The 19,206-nt window shown below is 46.7% G+C and carries 13 protein-coding genes; all 13 read left to right on the top strand.

Annotated features, from left to right (window positions below; genetic code table 11):
* The first annotated feature begins 1 nt into the window (after position 1).
* The 13 genes from H70357_RS24280 (at position 2) to H70357_RS24220 (ending at position 19,138) form a co-directional block, all read left to right on the top strand.
* On the top strand, positions 2-874 hold the full coding sequence (locus tag H70357_RS24280) for a carbohydrate ABC transporter permease (protein WP_038594969.1): 873 nt from the start codon (positions 2-4) through the stop codon (positions 872-874).
* Between the two features lie 134 nt (positions 875-1,008).
* Positions 1,009-2,481 (top strand): ABC transporter substrate-binding protein, encoded by a 1,473-nt coding sequence (locus H70357_RS24275; RefSeq protein WP_038594968.1) that lies wholly within the window; start codon positions 1,009-1,011, stop codon positions 2,479-2,481.
* A 442-nt stretch (positions 2,482-2,923) separates the two neighbouring features.
* On the top strand, positions 2,924-5,545 hold the full coding sequence (adhE, locus tag H70357_RS24270) for a bifunctional acetaldehyde-CoA/alcohol dehydrogenase (RefSeq protein ID WP_038594967.1): 2,622 nt from the start codon (positions 2,924-2,926) through the stop codon (positions 5,543-5,545).
* Positions 5,546-5,805: 260 nt separating this feature from the next.
* Positions 5,806-8,067 (top strand): formate C-acetyltransferase, encoded by a 2,262-nt coding sequence (gene pflB / locus H70357_RS24265; RefSeq protein WP_038594966.1) that lies wholly within the window; start codon positions 5,806-5,808, stop codon positions 8,065-8,067.
* Between the two features lie 136 nt (positions 8,068-8,203).
* Positions 8,204-8,944: a pyruvate formate-lyase-activating protein gene (gene pflA, locus H70357_RS24260; RefSeq protein WP_038594965.1), complete on the top strand. Its 741-nt coding sequence runs from the start codon at positions 8,204-8,206 to the stop codon at positions 8,942-8,944.
* A gap of 357 nt (positions 8,945-9,301) precedes the next feature.
* Positions 9,302-10,708, top strand: a complete 1,407-nt coding sequence (locus H70357_RS24255) for an extracellular solute-binding protein (protein ID WP_038594964.1) — start codon at positions 9,302-9,304, stop codon at positions 10,706-10,708.
* 98 nt (positions 10,709-10,806) lie between these two features.
* Positions 10,807-11,691, top strand: coding sequence for a carbohydrate ABC transporter permease (locus H70357_RS24250; RefSeq protein WP_038594963.1), 885 nt, complete (start codon positions 10,807-10,809; stop codon positions 11,689-11,691).
* Complete coding sequence (locus H70357_RS24245) at positions 11,691-12,518, top strand: carbohydrate ABC transporter permease (RefSeq protein WP_038594962.1); 828 nt, start codon at positions 11,691-11,693, stop codon at positions 12,516-12,518. The genes H70357_RS24250 and H70357_RS24245 overlap by 1 nt, the downstream gene beginning before the upstream one ends.
* Before the next feature lie 27 nt (positions 12,519-12,545).
* On the top strand, positions 12,546-14,399 hold the full coding sequence (locus tag H70357_RS24240) for a cache domain-containing sensor histidine kinase (protein WP_038594961.1): 1,854 nt from the start codon (positions 12,546-12,548) through the stop codon (positions 14,397-14,399).
* Positions 14,377-15,159, top strand: a complete 783-nt coding sequence (locus H70357_RS24235; protein WP_038594960.1) for a response regulator transcription factor — start codon at positions 14,377-14,379, stop codon at positions 15,157-15,159. Before H70357_RS24240 ends, H70357_RS24235 begins: the two co-directional genes overlap by 23 nt.
* Before the next feature lie 293 nt (positions 15,160-15,452).
* Positions 15,453-16,430, top strand: coding sequence for an ABC transporter permease (locus H70357_RS24230; protein WP_038594959.1), 978 nt, complete (start codon positions 15,453-15,455; stop codon positions 16,428-16,430).
* Positions 16,431-16,479: 49 nt separating this feature from the next.
* Complete coding sequence (locus H70357_RS24225) at positions 16,480-17,445, top strand: carbohydrate ABC transporter permease (protein WP_081965903.1); 966 nt, start codon at positions 16,480-16,482, stop codon at positions 17,443-17,445.
* Positions 17,446-17,542: 97 nt separating this feature from the next.
* Positions 17,543-19,138 carry an ABC transporter substrate-binding protein gene (locus tag H70357_RS24220; RefSeq protein WP_038594958.1) on the top strand — a complete coding sequence of 532 codons (1,596 nt, stop codon included), beginning with the start codon at positions 17,543-17,545 and terminating at the stop codon, positions 19,136-19,138.
* Positions 19,139-19,206: the final 68 nt, after the last annotated feature.

The following is a 19,206-nucleotide window of genomic DNA, read 5'->3' as shown; positions in this document are numbered from 1 at the left end:
GATGAAGAGCGCAGAGAGAGGAATTCTTTCCGAACATGATTTGAAGAAAACAAGCAACAAAATCGTCTACGGAATTATGGTGTTTTTCATCCTGATTATGATCTTTACCATGCTGTATCCCATCCTGATGACGATGTTCAACGGCCTGAAATCCAATCAGGAGGTCAACTCGTTCCCGCCGCATTTTTTCCCCCAGGAATGGCATTTCGCCAACCTGAAAGATGCGCTGGATTACATTGACCTGCTGAAATTCCTCAGGAACACGATTTATATTTTTGTCGGGAATATGATTATGACTCTGGTCGTGCTCGGTCTTGCTTCTTTCAGTATTTCGCGGATGAATGTGCCGTTCAAGAGAGTTTTCTATTTCTTCTTCCTGATGACACTGTTTATTCCGGCGACCAGCTATATGATCCCGAACTTTGTCAATCTTAAGGAACTCGGACTCTTGAACCAGTATGCAGCTTTCTGGCTTCCTGCCGGGGCGAATACGTTTTATTTCCTGCTCCTGAAGAACTTTTTTGACGGACTCCATCCTGAGATTTTTGAAGCTGCGCGGATTGACGGTGCCTCGGAACCGCGAAGCTTCTTCTCAATCGCCGTACCACTGTCCATTCCAATCTTCGCCACACTGGCGATCTTTATCTTCTCGACAGCCTGGAATGACTGGTTCTGGCCATCGCTTGTCATGCATAGCGAGGACAAATATACACTTGCGACATCGATCTATAAATATGTGATCAACGTCAAGGCGCTCAATACTAATATCAAGTTCGCTATTCTTTTTCTAGTCTCGCTGCCGCCAATTTTGGTCTTCCTGATTTTTCAGAGATTCATTATGCGCGGGGTGGCGCTGTCAGCGGTTAAGGGCTGAATCAGAATATGACTTCTTCTATGCAGAGATCGTAAACATGCACACATAAGGAATATAAATACACCTCGTTTGTAAGCGATTTCTCTTTTATGATGATTTTGTTAGCTAATTATGAATTGAAAAGGGGAGTTTCAATGCGTAAATATTCCAGCGTATTAGCCTGTCTCCTTGTGACCGGCTCGTTGTTATCCGCCTGCGGCGGCAACAATAACAACAACGGAAATGCACAGGGGAATAAGGGAGGGGAAGCTTCACCGGCAGCTACTGCTGAGACAGCGGATAAAACTGCTGCTCCAACGGATGCGCCCGCGGATGATATCACTCAGAGAAAAGTAACGATCAAAATTCACTATCCTACACCTGACTTGACAGAAATGAGGGCACAGGAAGATGACCGGATCAAACGCTTCCAGGCAGAGTATCCGAACGTCGAGATCGTAAAAGACGACTGGCAGTACAACGTAAGTGAAATCGGCGTGAAGATGGCTGCGAATGAAGCGCCGACCTTCTTCAACACTTATGCTACAGAAGCCAAATTCCTGATTGAAAAAGGCTGGGTTGCCGATATTACCGATCTTTGGAACAAATATGAATACAAGGATCAGATCAATCCGGTGCTGCAGAACCAGTTCATTATTGACGATAAAGTCTACGGGGTCACACAGAAGGGTTATGTTACCACGACAATGATCAATAAAAAAATGCTGGATGACAAAGGTGTAGCGGTGCCTGCAATGGATTGGACCTGGGATGATATGCTGAATACAGCCAAAGGTGTAGCAGATGCCAAAAAAGGAATTTCCGGTATCGCACCTATGGGTAAAGGCAATGAAGCAGGCTGGAACTGGACCAACTTCCTGTTCGAAGCGGGTGGGGAAATTCAAAAAGTTGAAGGAGGCAAGGTCGTTGCAACCTTCAACTCTGATGCCGGTGTGAAAGCGCTGGACTTCTACAAGAAGCTGAGATGGGAAGCGGAAGCAATTCCTCAGGATTGGGCACTTGGCTGGGGTGATGCTGTAGGTGCATTCCAACAAGGACGTACGGCCATGGTAATGGCGGGTTCCGACGGAGTTATTGAGCAAGCGCTGAATCAAGGCGGATTGAAGCCTGCAGATGTGCTGACCTATCCGATGCCTGCTTTTGAAAAAGGCGGCAAGCATACCGGAGTACTTGGCGGAGACTATCTGGTCATCAATCCTAACGCTACAAAAGACGAGCAGGAGATGGCGTTCCGTTACATTACCTTTGATTATTTCTCCGATAAAGGTCTCGATGCGCTCGACGCTATTCTGCAGCAGCGTAAAGCGGACGGCAAATACTTCATCCCGCCGCTTCTGGACTACTATGCTGCAGATTCCGAGTTCGGCAAGAAGACCAAAGCGGTATATGACAAGTATTCCGATATCGTGTACCAATATAACCCGGATATTATGGCCCTCTTGGACGGCAAACCGGAAGCACAGTACAATACTCAAGATTACTATGCAACCCTGTCCAATGTGATTCAGGAGCTGTTCTCCAAAAAAGGAACCGACTCCAAAGCACAGTTAGATGCTGCTGCCAAAACTGTGCAGGAGAAATTCTTTGATACTATTAAAGTAGAGTAGGAAGTTTATAAAATGGTAGTTTTTATAAATGAATTGTAAAAAGCGGAAGAGGCAGGGGACGTTGTTCCCCTGTCTTTTTGCTGTAAATAGTTCTCCAAAGGTTAGGTGAGGGAAGAGGCGATCAAGGATAAGGCGGGAGGAATAAGATAAAGAAATATGATGTAATTACCAATAAATAGAAAAATAATGCTTTGTGGAGCCCTGTAACAGGTTCATACGGTTAGAGTCCTTATTTTGCTGTTCGCAGATTGGACAAATATAAGCGAATTTTACCATATAAAATGGAAATAATACCTGAATATGATTAAATGAAAGCGCTTTGAAAACAAATCAAAAAAAACTTTATACTTTGTGAAAGATTTCACTTTAAATGTTGAAGAGGATGTGATAAGATAAATGTGTAGAGAAAAACAACCTAAAAATTGACAGGAGGACGAGGGAGATGGCAGTTAAAAACGAAGTCGCCGCCCAAGTGAAACAAACCACCGCTGAAGAGTATATTCAGATTTTGGTGGATAAAGCAAAGAAAGCTCAAGAAGCGTATATGGCGCTGGATCAAGAGCAAGTTAACACAATCGTTCATGCAATGGCATTGGCTGGGCTCGACAAGCATATGTACCTGGCAAAATTGGCTGTAGAAGAAACAGGACGCGGTGTATACGAAGACAAAATTACGAAGAACATCTTCTCAACTGAATATATCTGGCACGGAATTAAATACGACAAAACAGTAGGCGTCGTTGAAGATAATAAATATGATAGCTTCCAAAAAATTGCCGAGCCGGTCGGAATCGTAATGGGTATCACACCGGTAACCAACCCAACATCAACCACGATGTTTAAAGCACTGATTGCCGCTAAGACACGTAATCCTATTATATTCGGTTTCCATCCATCAGCGCAAGAGTGTAGTGCCGCAGCAGCAAAAATTCTTCATGATGCAGCTGTGAAAGCAGGCGCTCCTGAGAACTGTATCCAATGGATTGAGCTTCCGACAATGGACAAAACAAACGCATTGATGAACAATCCGGACGTCGCTCTTATCCTGGCAACAGGCGGATCTGCAATGGTTAAAGCGGCATACAGCTGTGGTAAACCGGCTCTCGGCGTAGGCCCTGGTAACGTACCTGCCTTCATTGAGAAAAGTGCTGATATCGACCAAGCGGTTACTGACATTATTCTTTCCAAGACTTTTGACAATGGTATGATTTGCGCTTCCGAGCAGGCTGTTATTATTGAAGAAGCAATTTTTGACCAAGTGAAAAAGAAAATGATCGCAAATGGCTGCTACTTTGTGAATAAAGAAGAAGCTGCTAAGCTGACCAACGGCGCAATGAATGTAGAAAAATGTGCGGTTAACCCGGCAATCGTAGGTCAATCCGCTGTGAAGATCGCTGAAATGTGCGGTATCCAGGTTCCTGCCGGAACGAAGATTCTGGTAGCTGAACTCGAAGGCGTAGGCACCAAGTACCCGCTGTCCGCTGAGAAACTTAGCCCGGTTCTGGCTTGCTACAAGGTTAAGAACGCTGACCAAGGGATTGAACGCGCAGCTCAAGTCGTTGAATTCGGCGGCATGGGACACAGCTCGGCTATCCATTCCAACAATGAAGAAGTTATCATGAAGTTCTCGAACCGTCTGCAAACTGGACGTATTCTTGTTAACTCGCCTTCAACACATGGCGCCATCGGCGACATTTACAATACTAATATCGCTTCGCTGACTCTGGGCTGCGGATCTTATGGACGCAACTCGGTATCGCAAAACGTAACTGCCATCAATCTGATCAATGTGAAAAGGGTGAACCGTCGTACCGTGAATATGCAATGGTTTAAGGTGCCTGATAAGATTTATTTCGAAAAGGGAGCCACTCAATACCTGGCCAAAATGCCTGATATTACCCGCGTAGCAATTATCACTGACCCTATGATGGTTAAACTGGGTTATGTAGAAAGAGTAGAGCACTACCTGCGTCAACGCCAGACCCCTGTAGCGATCGAAGTGTTCTCGGAAGTTGAACCGGATCCATCGACAACTACCGTGGAAAAAGGTACAGCTATGATGAACAGATTCCAACCGGACTGCATCATCGCACTCGGCGGCGGTTCCCCAATGGATGCTGCAAAAGGAATGTGGCTGTTCTATGAACACCCGGATGCTGACTTTAACGGTTTGAAACAAAAGTTCATGGATATCCGCAAACGGGTATACAAATTCCCTAAGCTCGGCAACAAAGCGAAATTTGTAGCTATTCCAACAACATCGGGTACAGGTTCGGAAGTAACCTCGTTCGCGGTTATTACTGACAAAACTACTGCAAATAATACTAAATATCCGCTTGCAGACTATGAGCTGACTCCGGATGTAGCGATCATCGACCCTGAGTTTGTATATAGCTTGCCTAAGACTGCTGTTGCTGATACAGGTATGGACGTATTGACACATGCGATTGAAGCTTATGTTTCCGTTATGGCAAGTGACTACACCGATGGTCTGGCTATCAAAGCTATCCAGCTGGTATTCCAATACCTGGAGAAGTCCGCACTTGAAGGCGACAAACTTGCCCGCGAAAAAATGCACAACGCATCGACGCTGGCTGGTATGGCATTTGCCAATGCATTCCTGGGCATCAACCACAGCTTGGCGCACAAATGGGGCGGTCAATACCACACGGCTCATGGACGTACCAATGCCATCCTGATGCCGCACGTTATCCGTTACAATGCCAAGAAACCAACGAAGTTTGCTTCGTTCCCTAAATATTCGCACTTTGTAGCTGACGAACGTTATGCTGAAATCGCCCGTATTCTGGGATTGCCTGCACGCACTACCGAAGAAGGCGTAACCAGCCTGATCAATGCAATCCGCGACATGAACAAAAAATTGGGCATTGAAGAGTCGTTCCAACAACTCGGCTTTGATCCTAAGGATTTCGAATCCCGCGTAGACTATCTGGCTGACCGTGCATTTGAAGACCAATGTACTACTGCCAACCCTAAACTGCCGCTGGTTACTGAACTTGCTGATGTATACCGCAACGCATTCTACGGAAGATTCGACAACTAATTGGTGATTGCTTAGCAAAGGATAAGGTTATAGGTTAATATGGAAGGGGATGGTAGTGACAAATATCACCGGAAAGGTGATATTTGTCACAGTCCTTTTTCAGAAAATAAACTAAAATGTTTATATAAAGAACGGTCCCAGTTATGAAGACGCGATTGTGAATTTAATTACAACCATATCTTTGGGATCACGAGACACGGGATTAACCTTCAAGCCCGCGATCTCTACAAATATAATAAATATAAATGGAGGGATTTAGCATGTCGGTGATTGAAAAAGATGTACAAGAAGTGAAGTCGAGTTGGAGAAGTTTTACAAAAGGTAAATGGGCAAGAAAAGTCGACGTTAACGAATTTATTTCCAAGAACATCAAGCCTTATGAAGGAAACGAAGATTTCCTCGTGGGTCCTACCAGCAACACTACTGAACTGTGGAAGATTATCTCTCAGCTGAGCAAGGAAGAAAGAGAAAGAGGCGGCGTATGGGACGTTTCCCTGGATACTGTCTCCACCATCACTTCCCACAAGCCAGGCTACATCGACAAGGACAAGGAACAAATTGTAGGCGTACAGACTGATGCTCCTTTCAGACGTTCTGTTCAACCGTTCGGCGGTATTAAGATGATGATCGATGCCACCAAAGCTTATGGCTTCGAGCTTCCGAACAACATTGTCGAAATGTTTACGAATATCCGCAAAACGCATAACCAAGGCGTGTTTGATGCATATACACCTGACATGAGAGCAGTACGTAAATCCGGCGTTATTACAGGTCTTCCTGATGCTTATGGCCGCGGACGTATTATCGGTGACTACCGCCGTATTGCTCTATACGGTATCGACTTCCTGATCAAAGACAAGAAACAACAACAAACCGAGCTTGAAGTTGATTCCATGACTGAAGAAGTAATCCGGTTGCGCGAAGAGCTATCGGAACAAATCCGCGCTCTGGGCGAGCTGAAAGAAATGGCTGCCGCTCACGGACTTGATATTTCCAAACCGGCGAACAACTTCAAAGAAGCTACTCAATGGGTATACTTCGGTTATCTGGCAGCAGTAAAAGAACAAAACGGTGCTGCAATGTCCCTGGGACGTGTATCCTCCTTCCTCGACATCTATGCACAGCGCGATTTTGAAGAAGGTACACTTACTGAAGAACAAGCACAAGAAATCGTTGACCATTTCGTAATGAAACTGCGTATTGTGAAATTCCTGCGTACGCCTGACTATAATGAACTGTTCTCCGGCGACCCTACTTGGGTAACGGAATCCATCGGTGGTATGGCTGAAGACGGAACAACACGCGTAACTAAGAACAGCTTCCGCTTCTTGCATACCCTGTACAACCTGGGGCCTGCTCCAGAGCCTAACTTGACGGTTCTGTGGTCCGAAAGACTGCCTGAAGGCTTCAAAAAATATTGTGCCAAGGTTTCCATCGAAACCAGCGCTATCCAATATGAGAATGACGATGTAATGCGTCCATATTGGGGTGAAGATTACGCAATTGCTTGCTGCGTATCCCCAATGCGCATTGGTAAACAAATGCAGTTCTTCGGCGCCCGCGCCAACCTGGCGAAAGCTTTGCTGTACGCGATCAATGGTGGTATAGACGAGAAATCAGGCGTGCAAGTTGGACCTGAATTCCCTGCGATCACTTCCGAATATCTGGATTACAACGAAGTAATGAAACGCTTCAAACCGATGATGGAGTGGCTGGCTAAGACTTATGTCAACACCCTGAACATCATTCACTACATGCATGACAAATATTCCTACGAACGCATCGAAATGGCACTGCATGACCGTGACATTCTGCGTACGATGGCTTGCGGTATCGCCGGCCTGTCCGTTGCTGCTGACTCCCTGAGCGCAATTAAATTCGCTAAGGTTAAACCGATCCGCAACGAACAAGGCATCGCCATCGACTTCGAAACCGAAGGAGAATTCCCTTGCTACGGCAACAACGACGATGCTGTTGACAACATCGCAGTTGAACTGGTTGAAACCTTCATGTCGATGATCCGCAAACACAAAACTTACCGTGACGCTATGCCGACTCAATCGGTATTGACTATCACTTCGAACGTAGTTTATGGTAAGAAGACTGGTACTACTCCTGACGGACGTAAGAAAGGTGAACCGTTCGCTCCAGGTGCTAACCCAATGCACGGACGCGACAAGAAAGGCGCACTGGCTTCCTTGAACTCTGTTGCCAAACTGCCGTATTCCGAGGCACAAGACGGTATTTCCAACACGTTCTCCATCGTTCCTAAGGCGCTGGGTAAAGACGAAGAGTCCCGTAAATCCAACCTGGTATTCATGATGGACGGATACTTCCACAACAACGCTCAGCACTTGAACGTTAACGTATTTAACCGTGAACAACTGATCGATGCTATGGATCATCCGGAGAACTATCCTCAATTGACCATTCGTGTATCCGGCTATGCTGTTAACTTCATCAAGCTGACCCGTGAACAACAGTTGGATGTTATCAACCGTACATTCCACGGTACAATGTAATTAAATTAACTGTGTAATACAGTTCTTGTATAAGATGTAATAGCAGTGAGGTGATACCGCCCTTGATTCAGGGGGCGGTAAAATCTTGCTAAAAATTAATTAAAATTTTAAGTTCTTTTCGAAAGGAAGTCATCATATGGCTAATGGACATATACATTCCTTAGAAACGTTCGGGACCGTAGACGGGCCTGGTATCCGTTTTGTTCTATTTATGCAGGGCTGCTTATTGAAATGCCAGTATTGTCATAACCCGGATACCTGGGGTCTTAATGAAGGCAGAGAAATGAGCATCGAGGAAGTGCTGTCGGAAATCGAACCTTACCTGAATTATTATAAGTCTTCAGGTGGCGGGCTTACCGTGTCTGGCGGCGAACCAACGCTGCAGGCGCATTTTGTCAAACAACTGTTCACTGAAGTGAAACAGCGCTGGAATCTGCACACCACACTGGATACAAATGGCTATAATGATGGTTCGAAGATCAGCGATTTGCTGGATGTTACTGATCTTGTGCTGCTCGATCTCAAGCATATCGATGATGAAGCGCATATTAAGCTGACCGGTAAATCGAATGATCGTACATTGAAGCTGGCCCGCTGGTTGTCGGATCATAACCGTAAAATGTGGATCCGCCACGTGTACGTTCCTGGCATTCATAATAAGGAAGAGGATTTACTGAATCTCGGCCGATTCATTGGAACGCTTAATGGGGTAGAAAAGTTTGAAATCCTGCCTTATCACCAAATGGGGATTTATAAATGGCAAGAACTTGGCCGTCCCTATGAACTAGAAGGGGTACCCTCACCGAACGATGAAGAAGTGCAGCGCGCTTACCGGCTGATTGAAGAAGGACGCAACGAGACAGCACTTGTTAAGTGATGATAATTATCATAGGAAGCAGAAGCCGTATCTTGCAGTAGCTTATGTACTGCGGAAACGGCTTTTTTGCTTTTTAATGATCCAGAACGCATGTTATGTTTCAGCAGATAAAGGGATTATTTTGCAGGAAGGATGATTTTGTGTAGAGGTTTAATGACGCAAGGTCTATTTCCTATGGAGTAATTTTTCAGTATATGTAACTATAAATAACGCAGAATGTGACTGTTAAGAGGTGTATTCGCTTACATTAGAGTATTTTATCCCTATAGTAGATGAATCTTAACCTTACGATTACACACACTGTTTTTTATAATAAGAGTTGTAAGGGAAATTAATAAATAGGGAGGGTCACCCGTAATGAGAAAAAGTATGACTATGCTGTTGTCCCTGGTTTTTGTCTCTTCTGCTTTGCTTGCTGGCTGTGGAGGCAACAATAATAAGGCAAGCAACAATGGAGAAACTGCAGCACCAAGCAATTCAGCTGCTGCAACCAATGCTGCTGCCACTGATGAGCCTGCCAGCGCTGAGCCTTTCGAAATGACGATCCGTCATACGCAGGTTGGTGCTGATAAGCAGAAACGTCTTGCTATTTTGGAGGATGTGGTAGGCAAGGTTCAGAGTGAAGTGCCGGGGCTGACATTCAAACTGGATGGTGTAGATTCCGATGTGAACCGCAAAGAGAAGCTACGCGGTGAAATGGCCGCCGGCAATCCTCCGGCAGTGTTCGATCTCTTTGGGAGCCCTGACTCCAAAATATACGCCAAAGAAGGAAAATTGCTTGACCTGACCCCGATCCTCGAAGAATTGGGCATTAAAGACAAGTTCTCGAATCTTGATCCATTTACTTATGAAGGCAAGATTTACGGATTGCCAATCGGCGGTTCCGGTGAAGGTTTCTTCTATAATAAAGAATACTATGGCAGCAAGGGCTGGGAAGCTCCGAAGACCTTTGCTGAGCTTGAGAAGCAACTGGCCGATATTAAGGCTGATGGCAAAGTACCGCTGGCTGGCGCTTCCAAAGCCGGCTGGGTGCCGCTGATGCTGGCCAACCACCTCTGGTCACGTTATGCCGGACCGGATGTGACGGCTAAATTCGCGACCGGTGAAGCTAAATGGAGCGATGCTAATGTTGTGAAAGGTTTTGCGAAATACAAGGAATGGGTAGATAAAGGCTACTTCAAAAAAGGCGAGCTTGGTTTCGAATATGCTGAGTATACCACCCAGTTCACTAGTGGCGAAGCCATTCTGCTCTATGATGGAACTTGGAAATCCTCTGTATTCAAAGCAGGACAATCGGGTGAAGGTCTGATCGGCAAGGTTGGATTCTTCAATATCCCGGCAGTTGACGGCGGGGTAGGCGACCAAACGGCACTGATGCGCGATGTGAACAACGGTTACGGGTTCTCTGCTTCAGCGGCAGATGACGAGCGTCAGCTGGCTGCAGTGAAATCCTTTATCAAGAATATGTACAATGAAGAAATGCAGCTTCGCGGTCTGGTAGAGGACGGAGTGCTGCCGGCCATGAAGATTGATCAGAATATCCTGAACGAGAATATTACCGATGATCTGATGAGTGAAATCGTAGCGGTACTGAATAATTCCCAGTCTTCATTCCCTGCCTTTGACTCTCTGGTTCAAGCGGATGTCACCACCGAGATCAGCAACATTCAAATTCAGAAGCTGATCGGCGGACAGACAACACCTGAAAAAATGGGCGAGGCGCTGCAAAAAGTTCAAGAAGAAGCTAATGCAGCAGTGGAATAAGGAACGGTAAATTCTATGTACCCTGGTGCTTGCTCCAGGGTGCATTTTTAAAATCTGCCCTAATCGCTCCCAGATAGTCTAAGCAATCGGAGGTAGTCATGAATAAATCACTCAGAAATCCATTGGTTTTTATCCTGTTTGTTATTCCTGCACTGGTATTGTTCTTCATGTTCTTTATATATCCGATCTTCAGCTCACTTTACTACAGCTTCACCAGTTGGAACGGAGTATCGGATACGGTTAAATTCACCGGCCTCACTAACTTCAAAAAAGCGCTTGGAGATGAACGCTTCTGGGTTTCGGTGAAGAATAACGGCTGGTTTATCCTATTCTCCGTGTGCGTGCAGGTTCCCCTGATCGTATTCTTTTCGCTTTTGATTGCCAACGTTAAGAAGCTGAAAGGACTCTACAAGACAGCCGTATTTATGCCTTCTATTATGTCTACTGCGGTAATCGGCATTCTGTGGGGATTTATTTATGAGCCCAATATCGGCCTCTTTAATAAGCTAATTGGTCTCGTTGGCATTGAGCCGGTGTACTGGCTGTCGGATGAGCGGTTTGCCATGCTGTCCATTCTGATCACGAATGCCTGGCAGTGGACCGGATTCTACATTGTTATGGTGCTGGCGGCTATTCTATCCATTCCTAGTGAACTGGATGAAGCTGCGGCCATTGACGGCGCTACCGGCTTTCAGCGTGCCACACGCATCACACTGCCGCTGATTGTGCCGATCATTTCCGTAGTTATTATGCTCTCCATCGCCGGTGCAATGAAGGCTGCGGATATCGTCATCGTGATGACGAAAGGCGGTCCGGCTGGATCGACCGAGGTCATGGCGACTTATATGATAAAATACGCGATCACCAACTTTAAGTATGGCTACGGCAATGCCATCGCAGTCCTGATCTTTGCATTCACGCTTGTGGTTACGGCGCTGTATCATCTGCTGTTTGCCCGGCGCAATGAAAGGATTGAATACTGATGCCACGCCTGAAAAAGAGTCTGCCGCATGTTGTGCTGTTGTCGTATCTGCTTGTTATTCTTTTTCCTTTCCTGTTCGTCCTGTTCTCTTCAGTAAAGAAAGACAACAACGCGATCGCCTTGAATCCATTCGGCATTCCGAAGGAATTTGCCTTCTCTAACTATGTGGAGGCCTGGGTCAACGCCAAGATCAGCACCTACTTCTTTAACAGCTTGTACATTTCTGTGCTGGCTTCTGTCGTCTCCATTTTGCTGGCGTCGATGTTTGCCTTTGCAGTCACACGGATGCGGCAGGGCAAATGGAATGGTATCCTGTTCTCGCTTGTACTGGTCGGAATGCTTATTCCTAACAATGCGCTGATGCTGCCGATTTATACGATTGTGCGCAAACTGCACATTCTGAATACACATTGGGCATTGATCATCCCTTATATTGCCAATGCAATACCGTTTACAATTATTATTTTGGCCGCATTTATGCGTTCGTTGCCCAGTGAAATTGAAGAAGCGGCAGTTATGGATGGCTTGAAGGCTCCCGGTATCTTTGCTAGAATTATTGTACCTCTGACGGTTCCCGCCATGGTTACAGTATTCATTGTTAATTTCCTGGGAAATTGGAATGAATTTTTGCTGGCTAACTATTTTCTTTCGAATGACGAGCTGCGCACACTTCCGGTGGGAATGGTCCAATTCCGCGATCAGTATCAGATGAATTATGCGCAAATGTCTGCAGGCATTGTCTACAGTGTGCTGCCGGTCATTATTATTTACGCCATTTTGCAGGAGAAAATTATTGAAGGCGTAACGGCAGGCAGCGTAAAAGGATAACCTTATTCACAGTCAGGAGCACTGCCGATGAATTTGCGCTATAAATTATTTACGGCATTTTTGGGCCTGATTATCATCCCCTTGTTTATTCTTGGCATGATTATGTTCTTCGTTACTTATAATTCAATTGAGAAGAAATACAGCCAGCAGTCCGAGTATTCACTTAAAGCGATCAGCTACAGCATCTCCAACGTCTTTAAAGATATGAACAACGTGACAGACAACGGAATTGCTACCTCGGTGTTTCATATGGCGCTCAGCGCGGATGATCCTTCAAAGCAGGATCTGACTGATGCTGAGCAGCTGAACCTGAATGCCAGCCAGCGCAATTTCCGTAGTCTGCTGTATAATCACCCTTCGATCAGCTATGCCTTTCTGTACAATTTTAACGGTAAAGGCAGCTCGGAGATCGTATCGGTATTCAACAAGGAAAATTTCCGCACACTCCCTTACGATAAATTCAAAGGAAGTGCTCTCTATCAGGAGGTCATGAAGCTCAATGGTGTACCGAAATGGCTGGCACCGCATGAATATCCGGAACTGACAGGAACAGAAGCCGTGTTCACACAGATCCGGCTAGTGAAGGAGCTTAGCTTCTTTGAGAACATCGGCATTCTGGTCGTGCAGATCAAGAACTGGGAGTTCGAATCCATATTCCGGAATTTGAAGATTGGGGACAGTAACCAAAAGGTCTCTTTCATGCTGGTGAACGATGACGGAATGATTCTGCTGGATCCGGACCGCAAGCTGGACGGACAGGATTTCCAGTCGTTTACGGCGAAAAATATTACCTTCAAGGAAGGTTTTCAAAGCTTCAAAACCCAGTTCGACGGGGAGAAAAGTATTCTGTCCGTCTATCATCTGAAGGAGTATCCCTGGAGCCTCGTTTCTATCACCTCGTGGGGTTCGTTGTCACGGGAGGTTACAGTGTTCGCCCGCTGGTTTGTCGGGGTTATCTTTCTCTGCTTCCTGGCTGCCGTCATCTTTAATTTGTTCTTTATGAACCGGATAACGGGCGGGATTGCTGTTATTGTCCGCTTTATGCGGCGGGTGGAGGATGGCGATCTTACTACAAGGGTTGAGGAGAAGGGCAATGACGAGATGACATTGCTTGCCAAAGGCTTTAACGATTTGATGGATAAAATCAACGGCTTGTTTAATCGGATCCATCTGGAGCAAAGACGGAAGAATCAGGCTGAGATGCGGGTTCTGCAGGCACAGATCAAGCCGCATTTCCTGTTCAACACGCTGGAGTCGATCAATGTGCTTGCTGTACAGAATGAAGGCCGTAAGGTTAGCGAGATGGTCTACCGGCTAGCCAGCATTCTGCGGATCAGCATTCAGGACAGGGATGAAATCACACTGGAAGAAGAAGTTACCCACCTGCGTAATTATCTCGATATCCAGAAATTTCGTTTCGAGGATGTATTTGATTATGAAATAGACATCCCGGAAGGGCTTATGGGCTGCGGTATCCTCAAGCTGACACTGCAGCCGCTGGTGGAGAACAGTATCCAGCATGGGTTCGAGGGGATCGGATACAAGGGCAAGGTGACTGTAAAGGGCTGGGAAGACCGCGGCAACTTGATCCTGCAGATTGAGGATAACGGAATCGGGATGACTCCGGCCCAGCTCTCGATGTTCCAGTATATGGTTAACGAAACAGCAAACCAGTCGGACGAAGGCCGGACGGAGCATGGCATTCATCCGGAGCGGCGTGGTCTTGGAGTGCGCAGTGTGGCCGATCGTATCCGGATTGAATACGGCGACAGATACGGGATATTCATCTGTGCCAGCCCGGGTGAAGGAACAATCATCCAATGCGTCATACCTAAATACGGGCAGGGGGAAGATCATTATGCTAAAAGTATTGTTGGTTGACGACGAAGCTCCCATTCTGAACAATCTCAACAGGGTGCTGCCATGGCAGGAAATGGGGATGGAGGTTGCCGGTATGGCCCGCAGCGGCATGGAAGCATTACGGATTGCCGAGGAGAACGCGCCGGACCTTGTGCTATGTGATATCCGCATGCCGGTGATGGACGGCTTGACGTTCATCGGCAAGCTGCGGGAGATGGGTCTGGAGAGCGAGGTACTGCTGCTCAGCGGCTACCAGGAATTTGATTACGCCCGGGAAGCCATACGACTTGGTGTAAAGGAATATATCTGCAAGCCGATTCATTATGAGGAGCTTGGCAACAAGGTGCGGGAGATCGGTACGCAAATCCGCAGCAGGCAGTACAAGGATAAGCTGTACAACAGCATTCCGCTGTTTCAGGAAGTGCCTGCAGCCGACGATTCCGTCAAAAAAACACCAGACCAGCTGATGAATCTGGCAGCACAGTATATTTCGGAGCGGCTGCATTATGATCTGGGCATAGAAGAAGTCGCGAACAAGATAGGTATCAGCGGCAGCTACTTCTGCCTGTTGTTCAAGAATCGCTTTGCGATGACCTTTGTGGAATATGTGACCCAGCAGCGGATTGAAGCCGCCAAGTTCATGCTGGCGAGCAGCGACAAGAGCATCACGGCGATTAGCTCCGGAGTAGGTTATCAGGAGCGGCGTTATTTTACCAAAGTGTTTCAGAAGCAGACAGGCATGTCCCCCAAGGAATACCGTGATCAGTACCGGAAAGTGTAACTGCGTTGCTGTCAGGGCAATGTAAGGCCTGAACGTAAGTAACGTAAGAGGAAACCGGCACTGCAAATAATACTATAAAAGGCGATTAACCTTGAACTACAAGGCTAATCGTCTTTTTTGTTTGTAATTTCTGTATGTAGTTGCTTTTCTCATAGAAATCTAAGCTGCACCTTATACTCCCAAAATAAACCATATGTTTTAATTAAAGGGCAGGGGGGTGCGGAAACAGAAGGGGATTGCAAGGGGAATCGAGGCTTCAAAGGATGATAGGAAATGAAATGGAGGAAAGAACCATGAGCGCGAGTAATCCTTCCGTCAGCTTATCCAAAGCTAACAATGCCGGCAGGACCATAAAACCTTCGATATGGCGGGTCATGAGGAAATATTGGGTGTTCTACGTGATGATGCTTCCGGCGATTGTGGTTCTGGTCATTAACAACTACATTCCGATGTTCGGGACGCTGATCGCCTTTAAGGATGTCAATTATCAAAAAGGGATTTGGGGCAGTGATTGGGTTGGTTTTTCCAATTTCAAATATTTGTTCTCTACAGAAACGGCATGGATCATTACAAGAAATACGCTGCTGTACAATACAGCTTTCATTGTGCTGACACTGGTGATTTCAGTCGCCTTTGCCATTATGTTTAACGAAATGCGCAACAGGCTGCTGTCAAAGTTTCATCAGAGTGCAATGTTCCTTCCGTACTTTCTGTCCTGGGTAGTGGTCAGCTATCTGGTGTACGGCTTTCTGAGCAATGAGCATGGATTCATCAATCAGACAGTGCTGCCTTTTCTCGGCCTTAAGCCGATAGAATGGTATTCTCAGTCGCAATATTGGCCAATTATTCTCGTAGTGGTGAAGATATGGAAGGAAATAGGCTATACGACGGTCATATATATGGCCGCCATTATCGGAATCGACCACGAATATTACGAGGCTGCACTTATTGACGGAGCTTCGAAATGGCAGCAGATCCGTAAAATTACGATTCCGCTGATCAGTCCGGTGATCATTGTCATGACGCTGCTGCAGATCGGGAGGATTTTCAACGCGGATTTCGGACTTTTCTTCCAGGTTACGCGGAATGCAGGCGCACTCTACTCCACGACTCAGGTTATCGACACGTATGTGTATCAGACCTTCCTGGCCATTGGAGATATCGGAATGTCATCCGCTGCCGGTCTTGTGCAATCGGTGGTAGGTTTTACACTGATCTACCTGTCTAACCTCGCGGTGCGGCGGATCAGCAAAGACGATGCCTTGTTCTGAGGCGGCCTTCGGCTATGCAGTTTTAAAACAATATTAAGAGGTGGGGAGCATGAGTGTAACAACGGAAACAGCAGATGGGTTAATTCTTAGACCCGGCAAAGTCTTGAAACGGCAAAAAAAGCCCAATGATATCTCCGGGATCTCCAATCTGCTCATAAATATATTCTTCTGGATCTACTCAGCACTTTGTATCATACCGCTCCTGCTGGTCATCATTGTATCGTTCTCGAATGAGGACGCCGTCCTCCGTAATGGATACAGCTTCTTCCCGAAGCAATGGGATACATCATCCTATGAGTTCCTATTGAAGGATTACAAGCAGATTCTTGATGCAGCAGCGGTTTCTTTATTCGTTACAGTGGCTGGAACGATTTTGAGCCTGCTTATTATGGCGCTGTATGCTTATCCAATTTCAAGAAGCGATTTTCCGCACAAAAATTTCTTCGCCTTCTTCATGTTTTTCACGATGCTGTTTAACGGGGGGCTGGTGCCATGGTATCTGGTCTATACACGGATGGTACATCTCAAGGATACTTTGTGGATCCTGATTATGCCGCTGCTGGTTTCTGCATTCTTTGTCATGTTGCTTCGAACGTTCTTTGCGAACACGATACCACCGGCACTAATCGAATCCGCTAAAATTGACGGCGCTTCCGAATTGCGGATATTCATCCGGATTATTCTGCCGTTGTCGTTGCCGGTCCTTGCTACAGTGGGGCTGTTTCAGACTTTGGCCTATTGGAATGACTGGTATCTCAGTCTGATCTTTATATCTCCGGATGGACATGTCAATCTGCAGTACCTCATGTATAAAACAATGCTGAACGTGCAGTTTCTGACGGCAAGCCCGCAGGCGATGGCGGCGCTCGCAGCACAGGGTGTAGAGATCAAGCTGCCTACAGAAACGGTGCGTATGGCAATGGCTGTTATAGGGATTGGCCCGATCGTGTTCGTCTACTCCTTCTTCCAGAAGTATTTCATCCAAGGGCTTACTGTCGGTGCCGTCAAGGGGTGACCGCAACTTGTTCCGGTTTTACCCGGCCGATTTGCGGCACTGCCGTTAAAGCGGCCGGTCCAGCATAAACAAAATAATTGGGGAGGTTATGTTTCAGATGAAGGTTGTGCGAAAAGGCTCCATAGTACTGTTGATGCTCATGGTTGTTTTCACACTTGGTTTATCCGGTTGTGGGGGGAATAACGGCAACAACGCCAATAAAGATACGGCGTCCCAGAAGCCTGCTGAAAATGCAAGCGCTGTCAAAACGGAGGCTAGCGCTGATCCGACGGCGGACCCGGCAAAGGAGCTTAAGCCTTACATTGTGAAGTTAATTTATGTTGGCGCTCCGCAAAAGGATGAAGTGATGGTAGAAGAAGCTATCAACAAAATCCTGGAGCCGAAGATTAATGCGAAGCTGGACATTGCACCGATTGACTGGGGGCAATGGGACAGTGAGACGAATCTCAAGATTGCCAGCCAGGAGAAATTCGATCTGATCTTTACGGCGCAATGGAGATATTATGTTACCAACGCTGCCAAGGGTGCTTACCTTCCGCTGAATGATGATGGCGGACAGAGTGGCAATCTGCTGAAGGATTACGGCCAAGGCATACTGGATACCCTTGATCCGCAGTTCCTTAAGGGTTCAGCGATCAACGGTGTGAACTATGCGGTTCCTACAAATAAGGAGTTGGCGGCACAGGGAGGAATTGTCTACCGGTCGGATATTGCGGATGAACTTGGAATTGATATGGCGAATGTGAAATCCATTCAGGATCTGGATGCTGTACTTAAGGTAGTCAAAGATAAGAGACCGGATATTACACCGCTTTATTTTAAACAGGGAGAAACGTTCAATTCTCAGTATATGGCACAGTATGATACACTCGGCGATGCGGCGATTCCCGGCATCCTGCTGAAGGATAGCCAGGACACCAAGATTACTTCGATGATTGAACTTGACCGCTACAAGGAGATTGTCAAGCTTACCCGTGAATACATGAAGAAAGGGTATATCAATGCCGATGCAGCGATTGCTACCACCTCAACCCAGGATGCGATGAAAGCGGGCAATGTCTTTATGACTGTGCAATCGCTTAAACCGGGAAAAGACAGCGAACTTGCAAATGCTACGGGTCTGGTAGGCAAGTTGAAACAGATTGCCTTCAATGAGCCGACGATTTCCACAAGCGATGCTGCCGGGTCCATGCTGGCCATCTCGGCTTCGTCCGGCGACCCGGCCCGGGCCATGATGGTGCTGAACCTCCTGCACACGGATAAAGAGATCAACAATCTGCTTGTTTTCGGAGTGAAGGGTGTCCATTATGATGTCGTCAGCGGAGATACGATCAAGGCATCGGCCAAATCCGGTGACTATAATACAGCCGCCGCCTGGATGCTGGGCAGCCAATTCCTGAATCCCGTCTGGGAAAGCGAAGCTCCTGACAAATGGGAGCAGTTTAAGGCTTTCAATTCCCAGGGAAAGTCCACTGTGGCGCTTGGCTTCAACTTTGATGCTTCACAGATGAAGACAGAGGTAGCTGCCTGCAAAGCGGTTATGGATGAGTTCGATACCAGCCTGGATACCGGCTCCGTTGACCCGGATACCGTGCTGACGAAATATGCCGAGAAGCTGAAGAAGGCGGGAGTCGAGAAGATTATTGCCGAGAAACAGAACCAGCTGGATGCCTTTTTAGCAGCGCAGAAATAAAATACTGTAACGGTTCAGTTGGATTTACACTATAAGAGGCTTTCTCCGGCAGTTTGATTCCGCTGGAG

The sequence above is a fragment of the Paenibacillus sp. FSL H7-0357 genome, from assembly GCF_000758525.1.
Classification (GTDB): Bacteria; Bacillota; Bacilli; order Paenibacillales; family Paenibacillaceae; genus Paenibacillus_AQ.
The sequence above is the reverse complement of the archived record's forward strand: the minus strand, read 5'-3'. Positions and strand labels throughout refer to the sequence as shown.